Below are 24,430 nucleotides of genomic sequence, written 5' to 3' on the forward strand. Positions count from 1 at the left end.
CCCCCCTCCTCCCGGCGTGGAAATCTCATTGCCACGCCGATGAGGCCCACGAGGGGGGAAGCACACCATGGACAAGCGGTACGAGGTCTACTGCCTGGGGGACAGGCGGTTCTACGAGACCCCGGACCGCTTGTCCGGTGCGCGCGGCCGCACCGGCTCCGCACCCGCCGCCGGCGGCACGCTCTTCGCCGCCGCCGAGCGGCCGCTGCCCGAGGGCTGGCGGCACGAACTCAAGGGCGACTGGCTGCACTTCCTGCCCGACGCGGTGCCCGGCCGGGTGCTGCGCCCCGCCCAGGGCTGGAAGATCCACGTCTCGGCCCGGCTCGACAACGCCGAGCACATAGCCGACGTCGTCCGGGACTACTGCGTGCCCAGGGCCCTGCCCTTCAAGCTCGTACCCGGACGGCGCCCGCTGCACCTGCGCAACTCCAAGTACGCGGGGCGCGGTTCCAGCGGCAAGTTCGCCACCCTCTACCCCGCCGACGACGCCGAGCTGAAGCAGGTGCTCGAAGAGCTCGGCGGACTGCTCGACGGCCAGCAGGGCCCGTACGTCCTCACCGACCTGCGCTGGAACGAGGGACCGCTCTACGTCCGCTACGGGGGCTTCCTGGCCCGCCACTGCGTCGACGACAACGGCCTGCTCGTCCCCGCGATCGAGAACCCCGACGGCGTCCTGGTCCCCGACCGCAGGGACCCCGTCTTCCAGCTCCCCGACTGGGTCGAGCTGCCCGAGTTCCTGGCGCCCCAGCTCGAAGCGCGCAACGCGACCACCGTCAGCGACCTGCCCTACCGCATCGAGCGCGCCCTGCACTTCTCCAACGGCGGCGGCGTCTACGCCGGCACCGACACCCGCACCGGCGAGCAGGTCGTCCTCAAGGAGGCCCGCCCGCACGCCGGGCTCGCCGCCGACGGGGCCGACGCGGTGACCCGCCTGGAGCGCGAGAAGGCGGCCCTGGAGGCCCTCGACGGCACCGGCGTCGCCCCCCGGGTACGCGACTGGTTCACCCTCGGCGACCACCGCTTCCTGGTGATGGACTTCCTGGAGGGCCGCACCCTCAACTCCTTCTTCGCCCAGCGCCACCCGCTGATCGCCGTCGACCCCGACCCCGAGGCCGTCGCCGACTACACCCGGTGGGCGCTGCGGGTCCTGGGCGCGGTCGAGGAGGCCGTCGCGGCCGTCCACGAACGCGGCATCGTCTTCAACGACCTCCACATGTTCAACATCATGGTGGACCCCGACGAACAGGGCGTACGACTCCTCGATTTCGAGGCCGCGACCCCAGTGGGGGAGCACCGCGGGCAGGCGATGGCCCATCCCGGATTCATCGCGCCGGGTGACCGCGAGGGGTTCGAGGTGGACCGCTACGCACTCGCCTGCCTGCGGCTCGCTCTGTTCCTGCCGATGACCTCGCTGTTCGTCGTCGACCGGGGCAAGGCCGCCCACCTGGCCCACGTGGCCCGGGAGTCGTTCCCCGACCTGCCCCCGGCCTACCTCGCCGAGGCGGTCGCGGTCATCGCCCCCGAACCGGACGGCGGCGCCCCCTACCTGCCGGTGCGCACCGCCGCCTCGCCCTGGCCCGAGGTCCGCGACTCGATGGCCGCCGCGATCCTGGCCTCCGCCACGCCCGGCCGCGACGACCGGCTGTTCCCCGGCGACATCGCCCAGTTCGCCGACGGCGGCGGACTCGGCCTCGCGCACGGCGCCGCCGGGGTCCTGTACGCCCTCGCCGAGGCCGGCGCCGGACGCTACGAGGAGGGCGAGCAGTGGCTCCTCGACCACACCGACCCGCCGCCGACCGGCACCCCGCTGGGCCTGTACGACGGCATGGCCGGCGTCGCGTACGTACTCGACCGGCTCGGCCACGCCGAGCGCGCCCGCGAGCTGATCGGCCGCGTCCTGGACGAGAAGTGGCTCAGGCTCGCCCCCGAACTGCACGGCGGGCTCGCCGGGATCGGCCTGGTCCTCGACTCCCTCGGACTGCGCGGCGAGGCCCTGGAGGCCGCCGACGTGCTGACCTCGCGCCCGGCGCACGGCAAGCTCAACGGACTGCTGCGCGGATCCAGCGGCGTCGCCCTGTTCCTGCTGCGGCTGTACGAGAGCACCGGCGACGCCGCCCTGCTCGACCACGCCGCCGACGCGCTCCGCCACGACCTGGCCCGCTGCACCACCAACCGCCACGGCGTCCTCCAGGTCGACGAGGGCAACCGCGGCATGCCCTACCTCGCCTCCGGCAGCGTCGGCGTCGGGCTCGTCCTCGACGACTACCTGCGCCACCGCCCCGACGAGGAGTTCGCCCGGGCCCGCGAGGGCGCCCTGCTGGCCGCCCGCTCCCGCTACTACGCGCAGCCGAACCTCTTCAACGGCCGCGCCGGCATGGTCCTGCACCTGGCGCGCACCCGCGCCGCCGGACTCGACGACCAACTGGCCGCACTGGACTGGTACGCCGTGCCCCACGCCGGGCACCTCGCCTTCCCGGGCGAGCAGATGATGCGCCTGTCCATGGACCTGGCCACCGGAACCGCGGGCGTCCTGCTCGCGGCGGCAGCCGCGCGCGACGCCGCGCGCCCCTCGCTGCCCTTCCTGCCGCCCCTCACCGAGGAGGCGGCCCCACAGACGGCCCCGACCGGGGTCGAACCGCAGTGAATCCCGTCCCCACGGACGCAGTTGTGAAGGAGAGCACCATGGCGCTTCTGGACCTGCAGAAGATGGACACCCCCGAGACCCACGGCCACGGCGGCGGTGGCGGCGGCGGTGGCGACAACAGCACCGCGAGCCTGCTGCTCTGTGACACCAACAGCCACCTGAGCCAGCTGCTCTGCCTCTGACGCAGACCCAGTGAGTTCGGCCCCGGGTGGCACCGCTCGCCGCCCGGGGCCCTCTCCGCTGCCGCCGTCCGGACCGTCCCGCCTCACCGCTTCGTGGGGGTTGCCTTGTCCCTGCGCGCCAGCGTCCGCCACGGAGCCGCCCGCGCCCTGCTCGTCCTCCTGCTGACCTGCGGCCAGTCCGCCGCCGCGCTCGCCCTGCCGGCCCTGCTGGGCCGCACCCTCGACCTGCTCGTCTCCGGGCGCCCCGCGGACCCCTGGCTCACCTGGACGGTGCTCGTGGTGTGCGCCGCCGTCGCCCTGGACGCCGTGGACGGCGTCGTCACCGGCACCCTGGACGCCCGCACCACGGCCTGGCTGCGCGGCCGGGTGCTGCGGCGCGTGATCGACGCGGGACCCGCCGGAGGCGCCCGCCCCGGTGACACCGTCGCCCGGCTCACCGGCAACGCCGCCCAGGCCGGCACCGTGCCCGGCGCCGCCGCGGCCACCGTCGCCGCGGTCCTCACCCCGCTGGGCGGCCTGGTCGCCCTGTTCCTGCTCGACGTGTGGACGGCGCTGGTGGTGGTCGCCGGACTGCCGCTGCTCGCCGTGCTCCTGAAGGTGTTCGTACGCGCCTCCGGCGAGAACGGTGCCCGCTACCTGACCGCCCAGGGCGAACTCGCCGAACGGCTCCTGGAGGCCGTGCGCGGCGCCCGCACCATCGCCGCCTCCGGCACCCACGACCGCGACGAGGCCCGGGTGCTGGCCCCGCTGGCCGAACTCTCCCGCCAGGGACACCTGATGTGGCGGGTGATCGGCCGCTCCACCGCCCAGGCCGCCGCCCTGCTGCCGCTGCTCCAGCTCGCCGTCATCGCCGTCGCCGGACTGCGCCTGGCCCAGCACGGGCTCACCGTCGGCGGGGTCGTCGCCGCCTGGCGGTACGGGGTGCTCGCCACCGGCACCGGAGTGCTGGTCGGCCGGCTCAACGCGCTGGTCAGGGCGCGCGCCGCGACCCGCCGCCTGGACGAGCTGGCCGCGCTGCCGGTCCCGGAGCACGGGTCGCTGCGGCTGCCGCCGGGCCCGGGGCGCCTGGAGCTGCGCGGGGTCAGCCGGGGCGTGCTGCGCGAGGTGGACCTGACGGTGCCCGGCGGCGCGGCCGTCGCCGTGGTCGGCCGCTCCGGCAGCGGCAAGTCGCAGCTCGCCGAGCTGGCCGGCCGGCTCGCCGACCCGGACCGGGGAACCGTCCTGCTGGACGGGGTGCCGCTGGACCGGCTGTCGCGCGGGACGCTGCGCCGCGCGGTGGGCCAGGCCTTCGACCGGCCGGTGCTGCTGGGGGAGACCATCGGCGACACCCTCGCCTTCGGCACCCACGACCCGGGGCGCCGCGACGTGATCAGGGCCGCCAGGGCCGCCTGCGCCGACGACTTCGTGCGCCGGCTGCCCGACGGCTACGGCACGCCCTGCGCGCGGGCCCCGCTCTCCGGCGGAGAGCTGCAACGCCTGGGCCTGGCACGGGCGTTCGCCCACCCGGTGCGGCTGCTCGTGCTGGACGACGCCACGTCCAGCCTGGACTCGGCGACCGAGCTGAAGGTGACCGACGCGCTGCTGCGCTCCGGGCACACCCGGCTGATCACCGCGCACCGCCCGGCCACGGCCGCCCGGGCCGACGCGGTGGTCTGGCTGGAGGGGGGCCGGGTGCGGGCGGTGGGCTCGCACGCGCGCCTGTGGCGGGACGAGGAGGACTACCGGGCGGTGTTCGCCGCCGAGGGGGAGCGCGATGACGGCGGGGCGCACGGTGAAGGGTCCTGAACAGGACACGGTGAAGGGTCCTGGGAAGGAGCGGCAGGAAGCCGGGGCGGCGGGACCGCTGCGGGCGGTGCTGCGCGGGCCGGTCCTGGTCCGGCTGCTCGCCTGGTCGGCCCTGGAGGGCGGCCAGGTCTTCCTGCTCGGCTTCGCCCTGGCCCGGGCGCTGGACGGCGGCTTCCTGGCCGGGCGGCCCGGCACCGGGCTCGGCTGGCTGGCCGCCGCCGGGGCCGCCGTGCTGCTCGGCGCGTACGGCACCGGCCGGGTGCACCTGGTGGTCGCCGACCTGACCGAGCCGCTCCGCGACGACCTGGTGCGCCGGGTGGTGCGCCGGGCGCTGCGGGACGCCGACGACGCGGCGGTCTCCCGGCTCACCCACCAGGTGGAGATCGCCCGGGACACCTTCGGCGGCCTGGTGATGGTCGCCCGCACCTTCGTGCTGTCCGCCGCCGGGGCGCTGATCGGCCTGGCCTCGCTGGCGCCGGTGCTGCTGCCGCTGGTGCTCGCGCCGCTGCTGGCGGGCCTGGCGCTGTTCCTGCTCACGCTGCGCCCGCTGGCCCGCAGGCAGCAGGACTTCCTGGTCGCCGACGAGCGGCTGGCCGCCGAACTGGCCCTGGTCACCGGCGGGTTGCGGGACATCACGGCGGCCGGGGGCGAGGAGCGGGCCGCCGCGGCGGGGGAGCACCGGATCGAGGCGGAGTACGCCGCCGCCCGGGTGCTGGCCCGCTGGAGCGCGGTGCGGGTCCTCGCCGTCGCCGTCGGCGGGCGGCTGCCGGTGGTGCTGCTCCTCGCGACGGCGCCCTGGCTGCTGCGCCAGGGGGTCACCGCGGGCGCCCTGGTCGGCGCGCTGGCCTACCTCACCCAGTCGCTGGCGCCCGCCCTGAGCGCCCTCACCCAGGGCCTGGGCACCTCGGGCGCCCGGCTCGCGGTGGTGCTGCGCCGCCTGTCGGTGCGGGCGCCCGAGCCGTCCGGGCCGCTGCCGCTCACCCCGGTGCCGGAGGCGATCCGGCTGCGCGGCGTCACCTTCGCGTACGGGCCCGGGGCCGCCCCGGTCCTGGACCGCCTGGACCTGTCGGTGCCGCGCGGCGGGCACCTCGCGGTGGTCGGCCCCAGCGGCATCGGCAAGTCCACGCTGACCGCGCTGGTCGCCGGAGTCCTGCGCCCCGGGGAGGGGGAGGTGTCGATCAGCGGCGACCGGGTCCTCGTACCGCAGGAGGCGTACGTCTTCACCGCCTCCGTCCGCGACAACCTCGTCCACCTGTGCCCCCTGCCCCCGGGCGACGCGGAGCTGCGGGCGGCCGTCGAGGCGGTCGGCGCGGACCGTCTCGTGGAGCGGCTCGGCGGGCTCGGCGCGACGCTGGCCCCTGCCGGTCTCTCGGCCGGGGAGCGCCAGTTGATCGCCCTGGCCAGGGCGTACGTCACCCCGGCGCCGGTGGTGCTGCTCGACGAGGCGACCTGTCACCTGGACCCGGCGGCGGAGGCCCGCGCCGAGCGGGCGTTCGCCGCCCGCCCCGGCACGACCCTGGTGGTGGTGGCCCACCGGCCGGGCTCGGCCCGCCGGGCGGACCGGGTCCTGCTGCTCGACGGCTCCCGCGCGTACCGGGGCACGCACCGGGAGCTGCTCGCGGACTCGGCGTTCTACCGCGAGCTGACGGGCCTGTCAGAGCCAACCCTCCCCCCGGGAGATGCGGATGGCGTCGACCCGGTTGCGGGCCCCGGTCTTCCGGGTGATCGCCGCCATGTAGTTGCGCACCGTGCCGTTGGACAGGTGCAGGCTGTGCGCGATGTCGGAGATGGAGGCGCCGCCGGCCGCCAGTGAGAGCACGCTCAGCTCACGTCTGGTCAGCGGCATCTCGGCGGCCCGCAGGAAGCCGAAACCGAGCGAGTCGGTGACGAAGCGCTTCCCGCGGGCCACCTGCCGTATGCCCTGCACGAGCTGTTCCGGCGTCCCGTCCCGGTCGACGAACCCCAGTGCCTGTGCCTCCACGGCCCGCCGCAGCGGGCCGGGCCGGTGGGCGGCGGCTATCACCAGGAGCCTGCGGTCGCACAGCTCGCCCAGCGGGGCGATGCCGTACGACTCCGTACACTCCAGGTCCACCGCGCACACGTCGGGGCCTAAGGACCGCGCCCGGGAGGGCGCGGTGCTCCATGGGGTGTGCGCGACTTCGAAGTCCGTCTCGACGGCCAGGCGCTGGGCCAGCGCCGATCTCAGCAGTCCGACATCGTGCACCAGAAGTACCCGGATCACGTTCAGTCCCCTCAGCTCCCCGCTTACCCGGTTGCTTCATTTCGCACGCGAATCATTCCTAGCGGCGAGTACCCCTGGCACGGGCCCGGGGAACCGGCCAACGGGTGGTACGGGGGGCGCACGCCCCGCGCACCGAGCCGAAGCGGGCGCATGGGCGTACGCACGGAATGACGGGCCCTGGTGCGGGCCAGGAGACAGTGTGAGGTGGGCCCGGGTGCACCGGGGCCGGGACGCCGGGAAGCGGAGGAGGAGGTGGCCGGAAAGCGCTCAGTGGCCGGAAGCGCGACCGGAGCCGGACGCCGGCCCGGGGTCGGTGAGGTCGATCAGCCGGCAGACCGTCTCGATGTCGATCTTCACCTGCGCGATCGAGGCCCGGCCCGAGAGCCAGGTGATCAGCGCCGAGTGCCAGGTGTGCTCGATGACCCGGACCGCCGACAGCTGCTGCGGGGTCGGGTCCTCCAGGCCCATCGCGTCCAGGATGATCAGCGTGGTCTGCCGGGAGACGGTGTCGACCTCCGGGCTCACGCTGCGGTCGGCGAAGGTCAGCGCCCGCACCATGGCGTCCGCCAGGTGCGGCTCGCGCTGGAGCGCCCGGAAGGCCCGCATCAGGGTCTCGGCGACCCGCTCGGCCGCCGCGTCCCCGGCCGGGGGCCGCTTGCGCAGCGTGGTGTGCATGTGGCCGAGCTGGTCCTGCATGGTGGCGACCAGGAGGTGGATCTTGGAGGGGAAGTAGCGGTAGAGCGTGCCCAGCGCGACCCCGGCCGCCTCGGCCACCTCGCGCATCTGCACCGCGTCGAAGCCGCCCCTGCTGGCGAGCTGCGCGCTGGCGTGCAGGATGCGCCGCCGGCGCGCTTCCTGGCGCTCCGTCAGGGGCGGCGACGTGGGCTTGGCTTCCGCAGGCATGGGTCCCGTTCCGTGGCATCGGTTCGCGACAGTATGGCGGGGCACCGGTCGTGGCGCGAATCACCTGATCCAGCCCTTACAGGGGCGCTACCTGCCGGTAGATTCGAAGCTCCTCGAACGATCAAGTCTGTAACTTGTTCTAGATTAGCGCGAGCGGTTACGCTCCCGCGAACACGCTGCGAGAAGGGGGCCGCGAGTGACCGCAGAGGCCATAGAGACGGGCCCCCGTGCCGGTGCCACGGGCGACGGGGACCGACCCCTGCGCATCGCCCTCCTGACGTACAAGGGCAACCCGTTCTGCGGCGGCCAGGGCGTCTACGTGCGGCACCTCTCGCGCGAGCTCGCCCGCCTCGGCCACCGCGTCGAGGTCATCGGCTCCCAGCCCTACCCGGTGCTCGACGAGGGCGTCCCGCTCACCGAGCTGCCCAGCCTCGACCTGTACCGCCAGCCCGACCCGTTCCGCACCCCCGGGCGCGGCGAGTACCGCGACTGGGTCGACGCCCTGGAAGTCGCCACCATGTGGACCGGCGGCTTCCCCGAGCCGCTCACCTTCTCGCTGCGCGCCCGCCGCCACCTGGCCGCCCGCGCCGGGCAGTTCGACGTCGTCCACGACAACCAGACCCTCGGCTACGGCCTCCTCGGCGGCCTCGGCGCCCCGCTGGTGACCACCATCCACCACCCGATCACCGTCGACCGGCAGCTGGAGCTGGACGCCGCCCCCGACCTCAAGCGCCGCGCCTCGGTCCGCCGCTGGTACGCCTTCACCCGCATGCAGAAGCGCGTCGCCCGCCGGCTGCCCTCGGTGCTCACCGTCTCCGGCTCCTCCCGCCAGGAGATCGTCGACCACCTCGGGGTGCGCCCCGAGCGCATCCGGGTCGTCCACATCGGCGCCGACACCGACCTGTGGTCGCCCGACGCGTCGGTCCCCGAGGTCCCCGGCCGCATCGTCACCACCTCCAGCGCCGACGTCCCGCTCAAGGGCCTGGTCCACCTGGTGGAGGCGCTCGCCAAGCTGCGCACCGAGCACCCCGGCGCCCACCTGGTCGTCGTGGGCAAGCGCGCCGAGGACGGCCCGGTCGCCCGCGCCATCGAGAAGTACGGGCTGGAAGGCGCCGTGGAGTTCGTCAAGGGCATCAGCGACGCCGAGCTCGTCGACCTGGTCCGCTCCGCGCAGATCTCCTGCGTCCCCTCGCTCTACGAGGGCTTCTCGCTGCCCGCCGCCGAGGCCATGGCCACCGGGACCCCGCTCGTCGCCACCACCGGCGGGGCCATCCCCGAGGTCGCCGGGCCCGACGGCGAGACCTGCCTGGCGGTGCCGCCGGGCGACGCGGGCGCCCTCGCCGGGGCGCTCGGCCGGCTGCTCGCCGACGAGGACCTGCGCCGCCGCCTCGGCGCGGCCGGGCGGCAGCGGGTGCTCGACCGGTTCACCTGGGCCAGGGCCGCCCAGGGGACCGCGGAGCTGTACCGCGAGGCGATCGCCGCCCGAGCCGCCCACAGCCGAACCACGAGCACCCCCACTGGGAGCAACGCCTGATGCTGACCGTCGACTTCACCCGCTTCCCGCTCGCCCCGGGCGACCGCGTCCTCGACCTGGGCTGCGGCGCGGGCCGGCACGCCTTCGAGTGCTACCGGCGCGGCGCGCAGGTGGTCGCCCTGGACCAGAACGGCGAGGAGATCCGCGAGGTCGCCAAGTGGTTCGCGGCGATGAAGGAGGCCGGCGAGGCCCCGGCGGGCGCCACCGCCACCGCGATGGAGGGCGACGCGCTCAACCTGCCCTTCCCCGACGCCTCGTTCGACGTGGTGATCATCTCCGAGGTGATGGAGCACATCCCCGACGACAAGGGCGTGCTCGCCGAGATGGTCCGGGTCCTCAGGCCCGGCGGCCGGATCGCGATCACCGTGCCCCGGTACGGCCCCGAGAAGGTCTGCTGGACGCTCTCCGACGCGTACCACGAGGTCGAGGGCGGGCACATCCGCATCTACAAGGCCGACGAGCTGGTCGCCAAGATCCGCGAGGCGGGCCTGAAGCCGTACGGCACCCACCACGCCCACGCGCTGCACTCGCCGTACTGGTGGCTCAAGTGCGCCTTCGGCGTGGACAACGACAAGGCCCTGCCGGTGCGCGCGTACCACAAGCTGCTCGTCTGGGACATCATGAAGAAGCCGCTGGCCACCCGGCTCGCCGAGCAGGCGCTCAACCCCGTGATGGGCAAGAGCTTCGTGGCCTACGCGACCAAGCCCCACCTGCCGGTGGACGCCGCCAAGTGACCTCGCCGGAGCGTACCGAGCACCTCGTCCTGCCCGGCGTGCTGACCGCCGAGCAGGCCGCCGAGACCGTCGCCGGGATCCTGGCCGCCCAGCGCGCGGACGGGGCCGTCCCGTGGTTCCGCGGCCACCACCTGGACCCGTGGGACCACACCGAGGCCGCGATGGCCCTGGACGCGGCCGGCGAGCACGAGGCGGCGGCCCGCGCCTACGCCTGGCTGGCCGAGCACCAGAACGAGGACGGCTCCTGGTACGCCGCCTACCACGACGGCGACGCCGGGCAGGTCACCGACCGCGGCCGGGAGACCAACTTCGTCGCGTACGTCGCCGTCGGCGTCTGGCACCACTACCTGGCCACCGGCGACGAGGCGTTCCTGGACCGGATGTGGCCCGTGGTGCTGGCCGCCGTGGAGTTCGTCCTGGCCCTCCAGCAGCCCGGCGGGCAGATCGGCTGGAAGCGCGAGGACGACGGCACGGCCGTCAACGACGCGCTGCTGACCGGGAGTTCGTCGATCCACCAGGCGCTGCGCTGCGCGCTGGCCATCGCCGACGAGCGCGAGGAGCCGCAGCCCGGCTGGGAGCTGGCACTGGGCGCGCTCGGCCACGCGATACGCAGCCACCCCGAGCGGTTCCTGGACAAGTCCCGCTACTCGATGGACTGGTACTACCCGGTGCTCGGCGGCGCGCTGGACGGCGCCGCGGCCAAGGCCCGCATCGAGGAGGGCTGGGACGACTTCGTGGTGCCGGGCCTGGGCGTGCGCTGCGTGCTGCCCAACCCGTGGGTCACCGGCGGCGAGAGCTGCGAACTGGCCCTGGCCCTGTGGGTGACGGGGGAGTCCGACCGGGCCCTGGAGGTGCTGCAGTCGATCAAGCACCTGCGCGCCGAGGGCGGCATGTACTGGACGGGGTACGTCTTCGAGGGCGACCGGGCCGTCTGGCCCGAGGAGCTCACCACCTGGACCGCCGGTTCGCTGCTCCTGGCGGTGGCCGCGCTCGGGGGGGACGAGGCGACCACCGCCGTCTTCGGAGGAGAACGGCTGCCGAGGGGCCTGGAACCGGACTGCTGCTGAGCCGCAGCGGTCCGGGGGCCGGGCCCCCGGCTCACCGACCGGTCAGTACCTGCGCAGCCGGCCGGCGATGGCGTGCCCGACGAGCAGGTACACCACGGCCGCGAGCCCGTACCCGGCGACCACCCGGGCCCAGGCCTCGTCGAAGGTGAACAGGTCGTAGGACCAGCCGGCCAGCCAGCGTGCCGCGTCCTGGACGAAGTTCACCAGGTCGTTGGCGCGGTTGGCGTCCAGCAGGTACATCAGGATCCACAGGCCGAGGATGACGGCCATGATGTCGGCGATCACGACGATGGCCGTCGCCGCCGAGTTGCTGCCACTGCGATGACGAGGGGACATGGAGGGCGTGTTGCCGCCTTCCGGGGCGCGAAACCCGTCCGGACGCGCTCCGGTGGCGCCGGTGCGCTCCCGGGGCGAGTGTGGGACCAACTGCTCCTGGGAGGTTCCCGTGCCCGTTTCCGGTCAGCTGCGCCGCGCGGTCGTCGCGCTCGTGATGTCCTGCGCCCTCATCGCCGGCGCCACCGCCTGCAACGGCGACGACAAGGACGGCGCGAGCGGCAACGCGACGCCCACCAGCTCGGCCGAGGCGCAGAAGTTCGCCAAGACCCGGTTCGTGGCCAACGCGAGCCTGGCGGCGGGCGCCGCCTACCAGTGGATCGTCAAGCCCTACCGCGCGGGCACCTTCAAGGCCGGTGCCGACGGCCGGAAGTTCGCGCTGGTCAAGGCGGGCCTGGCGGGCGCCTTCACGTACAACAGGCTCAAGGCGGCGGTGAACAACGCCAAGGGCGACGAGCTGCTGTCCAAGGCGGTCGCGCCGCTGTCGGCGGGCATCGAGTCGCTGAAGGACCTGGGCACCAAGCTGCGCAAGGGCGAGGCCGGGGACGCGGACGTCGGCGCCTTCGAGAAGGTGATCAACGACGTCAAGGGTGCCGGGAAGAGCGCGGGCGCCGAGGTCACCGACAAGGTGCCCAGCGTCTCCCAACTGGGCGGGTAGTACTAGGAGTTCAGCTCCGCCAGCACTCTGAGCGTCTCCGGGTCCGGTGCCGTGGCCAGCAGGTCCGTCACCGGGCCCTTGCGCCACAGGTCGAGGCGTTCGGCGATCCGGGCCCGCGGGCCCACCAGCGAGATCTCGTCCGCGAAGGCGTCCGGCACCGCGAGCACCGCCTCCTGGCGGCGCCCGGCCGCGAACAGCTCCTGGACGCGCCGCGCCTCCTCCTCGTACCCCATGCGCCCCATCAGGTCGGCGTGGAAGTTGCGGGCCGCGTGGCCCATGCCGCCGATGTAGAAGCCGAGCATCGCCTTCACCGGCAGCAGCCCCTCGGCGACGTCGTCGCACACCTGCGCCCGCACCAGCGGGGCGATCAGGAAGCCCTCCCGCAGCCCGTCCAGGGAAGCCTGGTAGGCGTCGGTGCGGGTGGGCGACCAGTAGAGCGGCAGCCAGCCGTCGGCGATCCGCACGGTCTGCGCGACGTTCTTGGGGCCCTCCGCGCCGAGCAGCACCGGCAGGTCCGCCCGCAGCGGGTGGGTGATCGGCTTGAGCGGCTTGCCCAGGCCGGTGCCGCGCGGCCCGTCGGTGCCCGCGTAGGGGTGGGAGTGGAAGCGCCCCGCCAGCTCCACCGGGCCCTCGCGGCGCAGCACCTGGCGGATCACGTCGACGTACTCGCGGGTCGCGGTCAGCGGCGAGGACGGGAACGGCCGCCCGTACCAGCCCTCCACCACCTGCGGCCCGGACAGGCCCAGGCCCAGCATCATCCGGCCGCCGGAGAGGTGGTCCAGGGTCAGGGCCTGCATGGCGGTCGCGGTGGGGGTGCGGGCGGCCATCTGCGCCACCGCGGTGCCCAGCCTGATCCGGGAGGTGTGCGCGGCGATCCAGGTGAGCGGGGTGAAGGCGTCCGAGCCCCAGGCCTCGGCGGTCCACACCGAGTCGTAGCCGAGCCGCTCGGCCTCCTGGGCGAGGTGCAGGTGGCCGGGGTTCGGGCCGCGGCCCCAGTAGCCGAGCGCGAGTCCGAGTCGCATGCCCCACAACCTTTCTGACGGACCGTCAGTTCAGGGGGCGAGCGTACGGCAACGGCCCCCCGCCCGGAAGGGCGGGGGGCCGTCGTGGACCGGGTGCGCGGATCAGCCGCGCTGGATGCCCGAGGTGTCCTGCAGGACGCCGCGGCGGCCGTCCTGGGTCTGGGCCACCAGGCCCGGGCCGCGCTGCTCGACGGCCAGGTACCAGGTGCCCGGCGCCAGTTCGGCGATCGGCGCGGGCGAGCCGTCCTCCGCGTACAGCGGGCGGGCCACCGGCACGGCGAACCAGAACGGGGCGAAGTCGCCCGACGGGGCGGCGGCCGCCTGCGGCTGGGCCGGCTGTGCGGCGGCCTGCTGGCCGTACGGCTGGGGCTGGCCGGGCTGGCCGCCGTACGAGGGCTGCTGGGCGCCCGGGTAGCCGTAACCACCCTGCGGCTGCTGGCCGTAGGGCTGCGGCGCCTGCGGGCGCGGGGCCGGCATCAGGGCGGCCTTGAGCGGCGGCACCAGCGGGGTGGCGACCGCGGCGCCGGCCAGCACCAGGGCGGCGATCAGGCCGAGGACCAGGCCCGCGCCCGCGTTGTCCGTCTCGAAGACCCACATCAGCAGCGTCCAGGCGGAGGCCACGGTGAGCACGATGCCGATGTGCGCCAGCTCCAGGCCCGCCACCTTGCGGGGCTGCGGCAGCCCGCGCGCCACGACGATCAGGGCCGCCCCGGCGATGGCGGGGAAGAAGGACCCCCAGCCGAGCTGGGAGAACTCCCAGGCGTTCGGGGTGTCGATCTTGTCGCAGAAGGCGCCGCTGCAGCTGCTGACGCCGAGGAACGAGGCGATGAACAGCAGCACCGCTGCTCCGATCACCACGCCATCGCCTCTAGTGAGGGAGCGGATGTTCACGTGAAATGTCCTTCGTCGGTCGTCTCGTCGGGGTGGCGCGAAGCACGGGGGCGGCCCCCCATGGTACGGACGAATCTATCGCCCGTCCGACCTACCCCTTCAGAAAGGTCCCGATGCCGTCGGCGATTCCCTGGGCCGCTTTCTGGCGCCACGCCGGGTTCGTGAGCAATGCGGCGTCCCCGGAGTCCCGCATGTTGCCGCATTCGATGAAGACCTTGGGGACGGTCGAGAGGTTGAGGCCGCCGAGGTCCTTGCGGACGTCGAGGCCGGTGCCGTCGCCGACGTAGTTCGAGCGGGCGCTGCCGGTGGCGCGCGCGAACCGGTCGACGAGCCGCTCGCCGAGCGCCCGGGACGGCCCCACGATCGCCGAGTTGTCCGCGCCACCCGCCTTGACCAGGGCCGGAAGGATCACGTGGAAGCCGCGGTTGCCACGCGCCGAGCCGTCGGCGTGCACCGAGACGACCGCGTCGGCCTTCGCCTTGTTGCCGATCCTGGCCCGCTCGTCCACGCACGGGCCCCAGGCCCGGTCGCCGTCCCAGGTGAATTCCACCGTCGCGCCCCGGCCGCGCAGCAGGGTGCGGAGACGTTGTGAAACATCGCGGGTGAATTCGGCTTCCGTGTAACCGGCGTTCGTCGACGTTCCGGTGGTGTCGCATTCCTTGCGATTGGTCCCGATGTCCACTTGCTTATTGATTTCCCGGGAATGGGAGAAATTGCCGGGATTGTGGCCGGGGTCGATCACGATGACCTTACCGGCCAGCGGCCCGCGCGGGGCGCCGGAGGCGGACGCGGGGGCGGAGGACGGCCGGCCGTCCGGGGTGGCGGCGGACTTGCCGTCGCCGCCGGGCGTCGTCGCGCCGGGCAGCGCGACGGCCTTCGGCGGCGGCGCGCTGCTCGCCGGGCCGCTCATCGCCTCCCACACCAGCCAGCCGGCCAGGGCGGTGGGGACGAGCGCGGCGGCCGCGATCGCGAGGTTGGAGCGGGCGAGACGGCGGGGTGCGGTGGGGGGCTCGTCGTACGACACCTCGCGATGCTATGCCGCGCGGTCAGATCCCCGGTGCCGTACGCCGCAGGACGCGCAGCGAGTCGGTCACCGAGACCTCGGTGAACGCGCCGGACGCCAGTGCCCTGAGGTACACGCGGTACGGCGCCTGGCCGGTGAACTCGTCCAGCTTCACCGGGAACACGTCGTGGATGACCAGCAGCCCGCCGACGGCGACCTTCGGCGCCCAGCCCTCGTAGTCGGCGCCGGCGTGCTCGTCGGTGTGCCCGCCGTCGACGAACACCAGCCCGAGCTCGCCGCCCCAGGCCCTGGCCACCTGCGGGGAGCGGCCGACGACCGCGATCACGTGGTCCTCCAGGCCCGCCCGGTGCAGGGTGCGCCGGAAGGTGGGCAGCGTGTCCATCACGCCCAGCTCGGGGTCGACCGTCGCGGGGTCGTGGAACTCCCAGCCCGGCTGCTGCTCCTCGCTGCCCCGGTGGTGGTCCACGGTGACCGCGCTCACCCCGGCGGCCCGGGCCGCGTCGGCGAGCAGGATCGTGGAGCGCCCGCAGTAGGTGCCGACCTCCAGGAGCGGCAGCCCGAGCCGCCCGGCCTCGACGGCCGCCGCGTACAGGGCGAGGCCCTCCTCCAGCGGCATGAACCCCTTGGCCGCCTCGAAGGCGGCGAGCGTCCCGGGCGCGGGGGCGACGTCGGTGGCCATGGGGTCCTCCAGCGGTAGGGGTGCCGGGCGGTGCGGCGGGGGTGGCGGTACGGGGAGTGGTGCGCGGATCAGGGCGGTACGGGTCCGTGCCCAGGGGCGGTACGGGTCCGTGCCCAAGGGGCGGTACGGGTCCGTGCCCAAGGGGCGGTACGGGTACGGGGCCGGGCCCATCGTGCCGTACCGCCCGCCTCACGCCTGCGCCGGGGCCACCCGCTCGGCGCCCTCCTCGGTGCGCCCTGCCGCGTCCCGCGCGCTGCTGGCCAGCAGGGTCATCCGCTCCCGGTGCCGGGGCAGGAACGCCGCGCACACCGCGCCGAGCACCACGGCGACGATCGCGATGAGGAAGGAGAGCCGGAAGCCCTCCAGGGTGGGCACCCGGACCGCGCCCAGCGGCTGGGCGGTGCGGGCCAGCACCATGCCGACGACGGCGCTGGAGACGGAGGTGCCGATGGAGCGCATCAGGGTGTTCAGGCCGTTGGCGGCGCCGGTCTCGGACGGGTCGACGGCGCCCACGATCAGGGCGGGCAGCGAGGAGTAGGCGAGGCCGATGCCCGCGCCGAGCACGGTGGAGACCACCACGGTCTGCCAGGCGGCGCTCATCATGCCGAGCCCGGCCGCGTACCCGACGGCGATGACCGTCATGCCGAGCAGCAGCGTGGTCTTGGGCCCGTACGTCGCCGACAGGCGCGCGTACAGCGGCGCGGTCAGCATCATCGTCAGGCCCAGCGGCGCCACGCACAGGCCCGCGACGACCATCGACCGCCCCAGGCCGTAGCCGGTCGCGGCGGGCAGCTGGAGCAGCTGGGGCAGCACCAGGGAGACCGCGTAGAAGGCGACGCCGACCATCATCGAGGCCAGGTTGGTCAGCAGCACCTGGCGCTTGGCGCTGGTGCGCAGGTCGACCAGCGGGGCGGGGGTGCGCAGTTCGAAGGCCGCCCAGCCGAGCAGCACCAGCGCGGCGGCGGCGAACAGGCCGAGGATGCGGGCCGAGCCCCAGCCCCATTCGGCGCCCTTGGTGACCGGCAGGAGCAGCAGCACCAGGCCGGCGGAGAGCCCGAGCGCGCCCGGCACGTCGAAGCTGCCGCGCGCCCGGCTCCCGGTCTCGGGCACGAAGGCCAGGGTCAGCGCCATGGCCAGCACGCCGAGGACGGCGGTGCCGAAGAACAGGGCGTGCCAGTCGGCGTGCTGGGCAACCAGCGCGGCCAGCGGCAGGGCGAGGCCGCCGCCGACGCCGATGGAGGAGCTCATCAGGGCCATCGCGGAGGCCAGCTTGGCGGGCGGCAGCGCGTCGCGTATCAGGCCGATGCCGAGCGGGATGGCGCCCATGGCGAAGCCCTGGAGCGCGCGGCCGGCGATCATCACGACGAGGTCGGAGGTGAAGCCGCAGACCAGCGAGCCGGCCACCATGACGGCGAGGCTGATGAGCAGCATCCGGCGCTTGCCGTACAGGTCGCCGAGCCGGCCCATGACGGGGGTGGCGACCGCGCCCGCGAGCAGGGTCGAGGTGAGGACCCAGGTGGCGTCGGAGGGGGAGGCGGACAGCAGCTGGGGCAGGTCCTTGACGACGGGGACGAGCAGGGTCTGCATCACCGCGACGACGATTCCCGAGAAGGCCAGGACGGCCACGGTGCCGCCGGTGCGGGAAGGGTCGCGAGGGGTGCGCGTCATGGGGGTGGGCCTCCAGGGGTCCTCGGGGGTGTGGTGCGGGGCAGGCCGGATCGACACCCCCTATACGTGCACGGTGCAACCTTCTGTACCGGTACGACTATTCCGGCTCGGGGCCGACTTGGGAACGACTTGACCTTTTCCTGGGCGCCACGGGGGCGGCGGCCGGGAGCACGCCCCGCGCACGGTTGTCTGACGCACTGTCAGAAACCCTCTTCCGAAGCACTGGAACGTGTTCTAGTCTGCCGTCCATGGGCATCGGAATCACGCAAGAACAGCGGGAGTTGGCCCGGTCCGTGCGCGGCTGGCTGGCCCGCGCCGCACCCCCCGAGCAGACCCGCAAGCTCCTCGACGTGCCCGCACCGCCCACCGGCCTCCCCGGCTACTGGCGGGCCGCCGCCGGGCAGGGCCTCCTCGCCCCGCACCTGCCCGAGGAGCACGGCGGCGCGGGCGGCACGCTCACCGACCTCGCCGTCGTCCTCGAAGAGGCCGGGCGCGCCGGGCTCCCCGGCCCCCACCTGCCCAGCGCGCTCGCCGCCGAGCTGCTGCTGCGCGCCGGGCACACCGGCCTCGCCCGCGCCCTCGCCACCGGGGAGCGCGCCGCCGCCGTGGCGCCCGGCCCCGGCACCCTCACCGCCACCCGGGCCGCCGACGGCACCCTCCACCTGGACGGCACCGCGCCCCCGGTGCTCGGCGGGGCCCAGGCGGACCTGCTGCTCCTGACCGCCGCCGGACCCGAGGGCCCGCTGTGGGCCGCCCTGGACGCGGACGCCCTCGCGGTGCGCGCCCACGAGAGCGCCGACCCCACCCGCCCCACCGCCGAAGCGGTCGCCGCCCACGTCCCCGTACCACCGGGGCGCCTGCTCGCCCTCGACCCGGACCTCGTCACCGACCTCGCGGCCGTGCTGTACGCGGCCGACGCCTGCGGCACCGCGGCGCGCGCCCTGGAGACGGCCGTCGAGTACGCCAAGGTGCGCGAACAGTTCGGCCACCCCATCGGCCGCTTCCAGGCCATCAAGCACCTCTGCGCCGACATGCTGGTCCGCCTGGAACAGGCCCGCGCCCTGACCTGGGACGCGGCCCGGGCGGCCCAGTCCGGGGACCCCGCCGCGCGCTCCCTCACCGCCGCGCTCGCCGCCGCCACCGCCCTGGACGCCGCCCACACCTGCGCCAAGGACTCCATCCAGGTCCTCGGCGGCATCGGCTTCACCTGGGAGCACGACGCCCACCTCCAGCTGCGCCGCGCCCTCGTCGCCCGCCAGCTCCTGGGCACCGGCGACGCCCACCGGCTGCGCGCCGTCCGCCTCGCCGCCGCCGGGGCCCGCCGCGAACTGCGCCTGGAGCTGCCGCCGGAGGCCGACGCCCACCGGGCCGGGGCGCGCGAGGCCGCCTCCGGGGCCCGGGGCCTCGACCCGGCCGCCGCGCGCCGCGCCCTGGCCCCCACCGGCTACGCGGCCCCGCACCTGCCGCCGCCCTACGGCCTGGGCGCGGGCCCGCTCCAGCAGCTCACCGTCCAGCAGGAACTCGCCGCCGCCGGGGTGCGGCTCGGCGACCTGTCGATCGCCACCTGGGTCATCCCCTCCCTCCTCGCGTACGGCACCGAGGAGCAGAAGGAACGCTTCCTCGGCCCCACCCTGCGCGGCGAACTGCGCTGGTGCCAGCTCTTCTCCGAGCCCGGCGCGGGCTCCGACCTGGCCTCCCTGCGCACCCGCGCCGAACGGGACGAGGAGACCGGCGGCTGGCGGATCACCGGCCAGAAGGTGTGGACCAGCGCCGCCCAGCGGGCCGACCACGGCATCCTGCTGGCCCGCACCGACCCGGACGCGCCCAAGCACAAGGGGCTCACCTACTTCCTGGTCGACATGCGGTCCACCCCCGGCATCGAGATCCGCCCGCTGAAGGAGATCACCGGCGACTCGATGTTCAACGAGGTGTACTTCGACGGGGCGCCGCTGCCCGCCGACGCGGTGGTCGGCGAGGTGGACGGCGGCTGGCGGGTGGCCCGCAACACCCTGGGCAACGAACGCGTCCACATGGCCGACCAGGTCGCCTTCGACACGGGCCTGGAAGCCCTGCTGGAAGGGGCCGACGCCCTGGACGACGCGACCCGCGCCCGGCTCGGCGCACTGCTCGCCGAGGCGCACGCCCTGTCCTGCGTCGGCCTGCGCACCACGCTCCAGCAGGTCTCCGGCCTGGAGCCGGGCGCGGGGGCCAGCGTCCGCAAGCTGGTGCAGACCGTGCACCAGCAGAAGGTCGCCGAGCTGACCCTGGAACTCCTCGGCCCGGCGGGCGCGGTGCGGGAGGGCCCGGGGGAGCGGGCGGTGCACGGCTTCCTGCTGTCGCGGTGCCTGACGATCGCGGGCGGGACGACGCAGGTGCAGCTGAACGTGGTGGCGGAACGGATCCTGGGCCTGCCCAGGGACTGAAGGACCGACTCGTGAACGCAACGACCGAGGGGCTCTGGGACGGATGAAGTCGTACATCGTCGGCGTCGGCATGACGAAGTTCGAGAAGCCGGAGACGCGGGACTGGCAGTACTGGGACATGGCCGGGGAAGCCGGCAGGGCGGCCCTGTCGGACGCCGGGATCGGCTACGACCTGGTCGAGCAGGTCCCGGTCGGCTACTGCTTCCAGGCGTCGACGGCCGGGCAGCGCGCCGCGTACGAACTCGGCCTGACGGGCGTGCCCGTCTACAACGTCAACAACAACTGCGCGACCGGCTCCACGGCGCTGATGCTGGCCCGCCAGTTCGTCGAGGGCGGCGGCTCGGACTGCGTGCTCGCGCTGGGCTTCGAGAAGATGAAGCGGGGCGCGCTGGGCGGCGGCTCGGACGGCGGCGACTTCAAGACGTCCCCGGTGGCGCGGCACTACGGGATCATGGCGGCGGCCCACGGCTTCGAGATGTCCCCGCCCACCGCCCAGATCTTCGGCAACGCGGCGCGCGAGCACATGAAGCGGTACGGGACGACGGAGGAGCAGCTCGCGGCGGTGGGCGCGAAGAACCACCGGCACTCGGCGGACAACCCGAACGCGCAGTTCCGGCAGGTGTACTCCACGGACGAGGTGCTGGCGGCGAAGCCGGTGCACGCACCGCTCACCAGGCTCCAGTGCTCCCCGACGTCGGACGGCGCTGCGGCGGCGGTCGTCGTCTCGGAACGCTTCGTGGAGCGGCACGGGCTCGGCGACCGGGCGGTGGAGATCGCGGCCCAGTCGATGACGACGGACACGGAGGAGTCCTTCGCCTCGGGGACCTGCATCGACGCGGTGGGACAGCCGATGTCGCGGGAGGCGGCGCGCCAGGCGTACGAGCGGGCGGGCCTGGGGATCGAGGACGTGGACGTGGTCGAACTGCACGACTGCTTCTCGATCAACGAGCTGCTCACGTACGAGGCGCTGGGCATGTGCGGCGAGGGGGAGTCGGGCGCGCTGGTGGAGTCGGGGGCCACCACGTACGGCGGCCGCTGGGTGGTGAACCCGTCGGGCGGCCTGATCTCCAAGGGCCACCCGCTGGGCGCGACGGGCCTGGCGCAGGCGGCGGAACTGGTGTGGCAACTCCGCGCGGAGGCGGGGGCGCGCCAGGTCCCGGGCGCGCGGGTGGGCCTGGCGCACAACATAGGTCTGGGCGGCGCGGCGGTGGTGACGCTCCTGCGGAGGGCGTAGCGCGAGGGGGCCCGCGGGGGCGGGGCACCCGGACCCTGCGGGCGCGGGGGCACCCGGGGCCTGCGGGTACGGGGTCACCCAGGGCCTGCGGCTGCGGGGCCCCGGGTCCTAGGACCAGCGGGCCCCGCCCCCGTACGGCCAAATCCCGATGTACGGCCCACGCGCCACCTGCGACCATGACAAGCATGCCCCGACCCAGCACCCGCACCACCACCCCCACCTCCCCCGACCTCATACCGCCCCCCACCTCCACCCCCCGCCCCTGGCTCGTCCTCCTCGCCGCCTGCGCCGGGCAGTTCCTCGTCGTCCTCGACGTCTCCGTCGTGAACGTCGCCCTCCCCTCCATGCGCACCGACCTCGGCCTCTCCGCCACCGGGCTGCAGTGGGTCGTCAACGCCTACTCCATCGCCTTCGCGGGCTTCATGCTCCTCGGCGGCCGCGCCGCCGACCTCTTCGGCCGCAAGCGCGTCTTCCTGGCCGGCCTCGCCCTCTTCACCCTCGCCTCGCTGCTCGGCGGCATCGCCCAGGAGGGCTGGCAGCTGCTCGCCGCCCGCGCGGTGCAGGGCCTGGGCGCGGCCGTCCTCGCCCCCGCCACCCTCACCATCGTCACGGCCGCCGTCGCGCCTGGCCCGGCCCGCACCCGGGCGATCGGCACCTGGTCGGCCGTCGGCGCGGGCGGCGGCGCGGCGGGCGGCCTGGTGGGCGGCGTGCTCACCGACCTCCTGAACTGGCGCTGGGTCCTGCTCATCAACGTCCCCATCGGCATCCTGGTGCTCGCCGGCGGCACGCTCTGGCTGCGCGAGGGCCGCGAGGCCGGCCCGCGCAGGCGCCTGGACCTGCCGGGCGCGGTGCTGGTGACGGCGGGCCTGGCCACCCTCGCGTACGGCATCGTGCAGACCGAGGAGGCGGGCTGGGGCGCGCCCGCGACCCTGGTGCCGCTGCTCGGCGGCCTGGCGCTGCTGGCCCTGTTCGTCGTGGTGGAGGCGCGCTCGGGGGAGCCGCTGATGCCGCTGAAGGTGTTCCGCTCGCGGGCGGTGTCGGCGGCGAACGTGGCGATGCTGGTGTGCGGTTCGGCGTCGTTCGGCATGTGGTTCTTCATGACGGTGTACGCGCAGAACGTCCTCGGCTACACCCCGCTGGAGGCCGGACTCGCCCTGGTCCCCAGCTCGGCGGCGGTCGTGGTGGGCTCCAAGCTGGCGCCGCGCCTGATGCCGTCCACCGGCGAGCGCAACCTGGCGGTGCTCGGCGCGCTGATCGCCGCGACCGGGTTCGGCTGGCAGTCGTGGATGACGGCGGACGGGGCGTACCTGACGGCGGTCCTGGGCCCGGGCGTCCTGATGATGCTGGGCATGGGCCTGGCGGTGACGCCGCTGGCCACCCTGGCCACCTCGGGCGCGGCTCCCGGGGACGGCGGCCTGGTCTCGGGCCTGATCAACACGTCGCGGACGATGGGCGGCGCGCTGGGGCTCGCGGTGCTCTCGACGGTGGCGGCGTCGCGCACGGGCGCCTCGACGAGCCCGGAGTCACTGACGGCGGGCTACGCCCTGGCGTTCCGGGTGGGCACGGGGGTGCTGCTGGTGGCGGCGCTGCTGATGCTGCTGTGGCTGCCGCGCGCGGCGGGGGCTCGTGGGCGACGGGGTGCGGAGGGGGTCGCGGGCTAGAGCCACCCCTGCTGGCGGGCGGCCCGGACGGCCTCCATCCGGTTGCGGGTGCCGGTCTTGCCGATGGCCGAGGAGAGGTAGTTCCGTACGGTCGACTCCGACAGGTGGAGCTTGGCCGCGATGTCGGAGACGGTGGCCCCGTCCACCGAGGCGTTGAGCGCGTCGCGCTCGCGGGCGGTGAGGGGACTGGGCCCGGCGCTCAGGGCGGCGGCGGCGAGCGCGGGGTCGATGACGGTCTCGCCGGTCAGGACGCGCCGGATCGCCTGGGCCAGCTCCTCGACGGGCCCGTCCTTGACGAGGAACCCGGCGGCCCCGGCCTCCATGGCGCGCCGCAGGTAGCCGGGCCGCCCGAAGGTGGTGAGGATGAGCACGCGGCAGTCGGGCACCTCGTCGCGCAGCAGCGCGGCGGCGTCGAGGCCGCTCATGCCGGGGAGCTCGATGTCGAGGAGGGCGACGTCGGGGCGGGCGGTGAGGGCGGTGTCGACGATGGCGTCACCGGTACCGATCTGGGCCACCACCTCGATGTCCTCCTCCAGCCCGAGCAGCAGGGCGAGCGCGCCGCGCATCATGCCCTGGTCCTCGGCGAGGAGGACCCTGATGCACTTGGAGGGGCGGTGGTGCTGCGGCATCTCGTCCATGGGGCCAGGCTATCCGCAGGTCAGCCGGGGGGCGCTGAGGTGGGCGGTTCGGGTCGGTGGAAGGGGCCTGGCTGCGCCTGGGCCTGCGGCTGCGGTCAGCGCATGAGCAGGACGACGGTCGAGACGAGCAGGGCCAGGGTCGCGACGGCGACCACGACGAGGGCGACGCGAGCGATGCTGCCGCTACGGCTCACAACTCCACCTCACTGAACCGGTGTTCGGATCCCGGTTTCCTTCGATGCTGTCCCATCCGGGACCGGGGAACACGGGGTTGGCCGGTAACGGGTGGGGAGCGGCGCATTAGGAGGCTCGGGCCCGGGGGCTTGCGCCTTGGTCCGCCCTCAAACGCCGGACGGGCTGGGTTTCCCCGGAGAATCCCAGCCCCTTCGGCGTTTGAGGAGCGGGGTCCGGGGCGGAGCCCCAGGGGCCTGCGCCCCTACCCGCCGGAGGCTTTCGGGAAGGGGTGGGGAGGGGACTCCAAGGCCCGCGCCCCGAGGGGCAGTTCCGTACGGGCGGCCCGGGCCCCGCACCGACTCACCGCCCACGGGCGGACGCGTACCGCCGCGCCTCCTCCTCGGTGAGGGGCCGCAGGGTGCCGGGCGACGCCACCCAGGAGATCCCGCCCCACAACGCGGCGACATGCACCGCGAGTTCGGTGATCCGGACCACCACGCACACCCGCCCGTTGCGGTCGACGGCACGCCCACCGACCCGGGGCGCCCAGGTCATCGCCCCGCCTCCTGGGCGGCGGGGGCACGCCCGAGGGCCGCCGCCAGGAGGAGGGCGGTCGGTACGGAACAGGCCCCGAGGCTGACCATGGGCACCGCCCCGGCCGCGTCGACCCGGAGCGAGGGGAGGGTGAGCCCGAGACGGGCCATGGCCCGGGCGACGTCGTCGCGGGCGCGGTCGGCGGCGTGCAGTTCCCCGAGCGTGGGCCCGGCGGGGTTCCTGGGACGTGAGGGGTGCATGGGGGCGCCCTTTCGGCGGAGCGGTTCGTTCGGGCTCCAGAGAAGCACCGTTGCGCCCCACTTGAATGACTTGAACGCCTTTCTTCAAGTTCGGTCACTGCTATGACAGTTGGGTGGTTACGGGTAAGGAGAGGTGGCAA

General features: G+C 74.6%; 21 protein-coding genes and 1 pseudogene. 11 read left to right on the plus strand and 11 right to left on the minus strand.

What is annotated here, in order from left to right:
* Positions 1–67: 67 nt before the first annotated feature.
* The 4 genes and pseudogenes from lanKC to ABT160_RS01465 all read left to right on the plus strand — a co-directional run.
* Positions 68–2,644 (plus strand): class III lanthionine synthetase LanKC, encoded by a 2,577-nt coding sequence (gene lanKC, locus ABT160_RS01450; protein ID WP_351642022.1) that lies wholly within the window; start codon positions 68–70, stop codon positions 2,642–2,644.
* Positions 2,645–2,682: 38 nt separating this feature from the next.
* Positions 2,683–2,826, plus strand: coding sequence for a SapB/AmfS family lanthipeptide (locus ABT160_RS01455; RefSeq protein WP_351642023.1), 144 nt, complete (start codon positions 2,683–2,685; stop codon positions 2,824–2,826).
* A 105-nt stretch (positions 2,827–2,931) separates the two neighbouring features.
* Entirely contained in the window at positions 2,932–4,611 is a 1,680-nt protein-coding gene (locus ABT160_RS01460; RefSeq protein ID WP_351642025.1) for an ABC transporter ATP-binding protein, read from the plus strand.
* Between the two features lie 412 nt (positions 4,612–5,023).
* Positions 5,024–6,001, plus strand: a pseudogene (locus ABT160_RS01465) (ATP-binding cassette domain-containing protein); the annotation flags it as partial.
* A 264-nt stretch (positions 6,002–6,265) separates the two neighbouring features.
* Here ABT160_RS01465 and ABT160_RS01470 read toward each other — a convergent pair.
* Together ABT160_RS01470 and ABT160_RS01475 are read right to left on the minus strand one after the other, a co-directional pair.
* Positions 6,266–6,853 (minus strand): LuxR C-terminal-related transcriptional regulator, encoded by a 588-nt coding sequence (locus ABT160_RS01470; protein WP_351642028.1) that lies wholly within the window; start codon positions 6,851–6,853, stop codon positions 6,266–6,268.
* 267 nt (positions 6,854–7,120) lie between these two features.
* Positions 7,121–7,756 (minus strand): TetR family transcriptional regulator, encoded by a 636-nt coding sequence (locus tag ABT160_RS01475; protein WP_351642029.1) that lies wholly within the window; start codon positions 7,754–7,756, stop codon positions 7,121–7,123.
* Positions 7,757–7,952: 196 nt separating this feature from the next.
* On the opposite strand from ABT160_RS01475, the gene ABT160_RS01480 reads away from it, so the two are divergent.
* Genes ABT160_RS01480 through ABT160_RS01490 form a run of 3 tightly spaced genes read left to right on the plus strand, consistent with a single transcriptional unit; the run spans position 7,953 to position 11,091 of the window.
* Complete coding sequence (locus ABT160_RS01480; protein WP_351642031.1) at positions 7,953–9,290, plus strand: glycosyltransferase family 4 protein; 1,338 nt, start codon at positions 7,953–7,955, stop codon at positions 9,288–9,290.
* Positions 9,290–10,024 carry a class I SAM-dependent methyltransferase gene (locus ABT160_RS01485; protein WP_351642032.1) on the plus strand — a complete coding sequence of 245 codons (735 nt, stop codon included), beginning with the start codon at positions 9,290–9,292 and terminating at the stop codon, positions 10,022–10,024. Before ABT160_RS01480 ends, ABT160_RS01485 begins: the two co-directional genes overlap by 1 nt.
* A complete protein-coding gene (locus ABT160_RS01490) occupies positions 10,021–11,091 on the plus strand; it encodes a prenyltransferase (RefSeq protein ID WP_351642034.1) in 1,071 nt (356 codons plus the stop codon). The genes ABT160_RS01485 and ABT160_RS01490 overlap by 4 nt, the downstream gene beginning before the upstream one ends.
* A 42-nt stretch (positions 11,092–11,133) precedes the next feature.
* Here ABT160_RS01490 and ABT160_RS01495 read toward each other — a convergent pair whose 3' ends face one another.
* Positions 11,134–11,427: a hypothetical protein gene (locus ABT160_RS01495; protein ID WP_351642035.1), complete on the minus strand. Its 294-nt coding sequence runs from the start codon at positions 11,425–11,427 to the stop codon at positions 11,134–11,136.
* Between the two features lie 154 nt (positions 11,428–11,581).
* Between ABT160_RS01495 and ABT160_RS01500 the strand changes: the two genes are divergently transcribed.
* The gene (locus ABT160_RS01500; RefSeq protein WP_351642229.1) at positions 11,582–12,082 is read left to right on the plus strand and encodes a hypothetical protein; all 501 of its coding nucleotides are present in this window, start codon (positions 11,582–11,584) and stop codon (positions 12,080–12,082) included.
* A gap of 2 nt (positions 12,083–12,084) precedes the next feature.
* Here ABT160_RS01500 and ABT160_RS01505 read toward each other — a convergent pair whose 3' ends face one another.
* The 5 genes from ABT160_RS01505 to ABT160_RS01525 form a co-directional block, all read right to left on the minus strand.
* Complete coding sequence (locus ABT160_RS01505; protein WP_351642037.1) at positions 12,085–13,104, minus strand: LLM class F420-dependent oxidoreductase; 1,020 nt, start codon at positions 13,102–13,104, stop codon at positions 12,085–12,087.
* Between the two features lie 102 nt (positions 13,105–13,206).
* The gene (locus ABT160_RS01510) at positions 13,207–13,995 is read right to left on the minus strand and encodes a DUF5336 domain-containing protein (protein ID WP_351642039.1); all 789 of its coding nucleotides are present in this window, start codon (positions 13,993–13,995) and stop codon (positions 13,207–13,209) included.
* Between the two features lie 91 nt (positions 13,996–14,086).
* Positions 14,087–15,019 carry an N-acetylmuramoyl-L-alanine amidase gene (locus ABT160_RS01515; RefSeq protein ID WP_351642042.1) on the minus strand — a complete coding sequence of 311 codons (933 nt, stop codon included), beginning with the start codon at positions 15,017–15,019 and terminating at the stop codon, positions 14,087–14,089.
* Positions 15,020–15,041: 22 nt separating this feature from the next.
* Positions 15,042–15,698 carry a class I SAM-dependent methyltransferase gene (locus ABT160_RS01520; RefSeq protein WP_351642044.1) on the minus strand — a complete coding sequence of 219 codons (657 nt, stop codon included), beginning with the start codon at positions 15,696–15,698 and terminating at the stop codon, positions 15,042–15,044.
* Positions 15,699–15,887: 189 nt separating this feature from the next.
* On the minus strand, positions 15,888–17,366 hold the full coding sequence (locus tag ABT160_RS01525) for an MFS transporter (protein ID WP_351642047.1): 1,479 nt from the start codon (positions 17,364–17,366) through the stop codon (positions 15,888–15,890).
* 248 nt (positions 17,367–17,614) lie between these two features.
* On the opposite strand from ABT160_RS01525, the gene ABT160_RS01530 reads away from it, so the two are divergent.
* The 3 genes from ABT160_RS01530 (at position 17,615) to ABT160_RS01540 (ending at position 22,684) form a co-directional block, all read left to right on the plus strand.
* Positions 17,615–19,789, plus strand: a complete 2,175-nt coding sequence (locus ABT160_RS01530) for an acyl-CoA dehydrogenase family protein (RefSeq protein ID WP_351642049.1) — start codon at positions 17,615–17,617, stop codon at positions 19,787–19,789.
* A 43-nt stretch (positions 19,790–19,832) separates the two neighbouring features.
* The gene (locus ABT160_RS01535) at positions 19,833–21,023 is read left to right on the plus strand and encodes a lipid-transfer protein (protein ID WP_351642051.1); all 1,191 of its coding nucleotides are present in this window, start codon (positions 19,833–19,835) and stop codon (positions 21,021–21,023) included.
* Between the two features lie 176 nt (positions 21,024–21,199).
* Positions 21,200–22,684 carry an MFS transporter gene (locus tag ABT160_RS01540; RefSeq protein WP_502984140.1) on the plus strand — a complete coding sequence of 495 codons (1,485 nt, stop codon included), beginning with the start codon at positions 21,200–21,202 and terminating at the stop codon, positions 22,682–22,684.
* Here ABT160_RS01540 and ABT160_RS01545 read toward each other — a convergent pair.
* The 3 genes from ABT160_RS01545 to ABT160_RS01555 all read right to left on the minus strand — a co-directional run bounded on the left by ABT160_RS01545 (position 22,681) and on the right by ABT160_RS01555 (position 24,290).
* On the minus strand, positions 22,681–23,322 hold the full coding sequence (locus tag ABT160_RS01545; RefSeq protein WP_351642055.1) for a response regulator: 642 nt from the start codon (positions 23,320–23,322) through the stop codon (positions 22,681–22,683). The two genes, ABT160_RS01540 and ABT160_RS01545, sit on opposite strands and share 4 nt — an antisense overlap.
* A 534-nt stretch (positions 23,323–23,856) precedes the next feature.
* Positions 23,857–24,051, minus strand: coding sequence for a hypothetical protein (locus ABT160_RS01550; protein WP_351642057.1), 195 nt, complete (start codon positions 24,049–24,051; stop codon positions 23,857–23,859).
* On the minus strand, positions 24,048–24,290 hold the full coding sequence (locus tag ABT160_RS01555; RefSeq protein ID WP_351642059.1) for a hypothetical protein: 243 nt from the start codon (positions 24,288–24,290) through the stop codon (positions 24,048–24,050). The genes ABT160_RS01550 and ABT160_RS01555 overlap by 4 nt, the downstream gene beginning before the upstream one ends.
* Between the last annotated feature and the right edge of the window lie 140 nt (positions 24,291–24,430).

This window comes from Streptomyces sp. NPDC001941, from assembly GCF_040296945.1.
Taxonomy (GTDB): Bacteria; Actinomycetota; Actinomycetes; order Streptomycetales; family Streptomycetaceae; genus Streptomyces.

What these genes read in the sequence shown, in the direction of transcription:
- lanKC (WP_351642022.1), top strand. Translation starts at nt 68, where the DNA reads ATGGACAAGCGGTACGAGGTCTACTGCCTGGGGGACAGGCGGTTCTAC.
- ABT160_RS01455 (WP_351642023.1), top strand. Translation starts at nt 2,683, where the DNA reads ATGGCGCTTCTGGACCTGCAGAAGATGGACACCCCCGAGACCCACGGC.
- ABT160_RS01475 (WP_351642029.1), bottom strand. Translation starts at nt 7,756, where the DNA reads ATGCCTGCGGAAGCCAAGCCCACGTCGCCGCCCCTGACGGAGCGCCAG.
- ABT160_RS01485 (WP_351642032.1), top strand. Translation starts at nt 9,290, where the DNA reads ATGCTGACCGTCGACTTCACCCGCTTCCCGCTCGCCCCGGGCGACCGC.
- ABT160_RS01495 (WP_351642035.1), bottom strand. Translation starts at nt 11,427, where the DNA reads ATGTCCCCTCGTCATCGCAGTGGCAGCAACTCGGCGGCGACGGCCATC.
- ABT160_RS01500 (WP_351642229.1), top strand. Translation starts at nt 11,582, where the DNA reads ATGTCCTGCGCCCTCATCGCCGGCGCCACCGCCTGCAACGGCGACGAC.
- ABT160_RS01505 (WP_351642037.1), bottom strand. Translation starts at nt 13,104, where the DNA reads ATGCGACTCGGACTCGCGCTCGGCTACTGGGGCCGCGGCCCGAACCCC.
- ABT160_RS01520 (WP_351642044.1), bottom strand. Translation starts at nt 15,698, where the DNA reads ATGGCCACCGACGTCGCCCCCGCGCCCGGGACGCTCGCCGCCTTCGAG.
- ABT160_RS01525 (WP_351642047.1), bottom strand. Translation starts at nt 17,366, where the DNA reads ATGACGCGCACCCCTCGCGACCCTTCCCGCACCGGCGGCACCGTGGCC.
- ABT160_RS01530 (WP_351642049.1), top strand. Translation starts at nt 17,615, where the DNA reads ATGGGCATCGGAATCACGCAAGAACAGCGGGAGTTGGCCCGGTCCGTG.
- ABT160_RS01535 (WP_351642051.1), top strand. Translation starts at nt 19,833, where the DNA reads ATGAAGTCGTACATCGTCGGCGTCGGCATGACGAAGTTCGAGAAGCCG.
- ABT160_RS01540 (WP_502984140.1), top strand. Translation starts at nt 21,200, where the DNA reads ATGACAAGCATGCCCCGACCCAGCACCCGCACCACCACCCCCACCTCC.
- ABT160_RS01545 (WP_351642055.1), bottom strand. Translation starts at nt 23,322, where the DNA reads ATGGACGAGATGCCGCAGCACCACCGCCCCTCCAAGTGCATCAGGGTC.
- ABT160_RS01550 (WP_351642057.1), bottom strand. Translation starts at nt 24,051, where the DNA reads ATGACCTGGGCGCCCCGGGTCGGTGGGCGTGCCGTCGACCGCAACGGG.
- ABT160_RS01555 (WP_351642059.1), bottom strand. Translation starts at nt 24,290, where the DNA reads ATGCACCCCTCACGTCCCAGGAACCCCGCCGGGCCCACGCTCGGGGAA.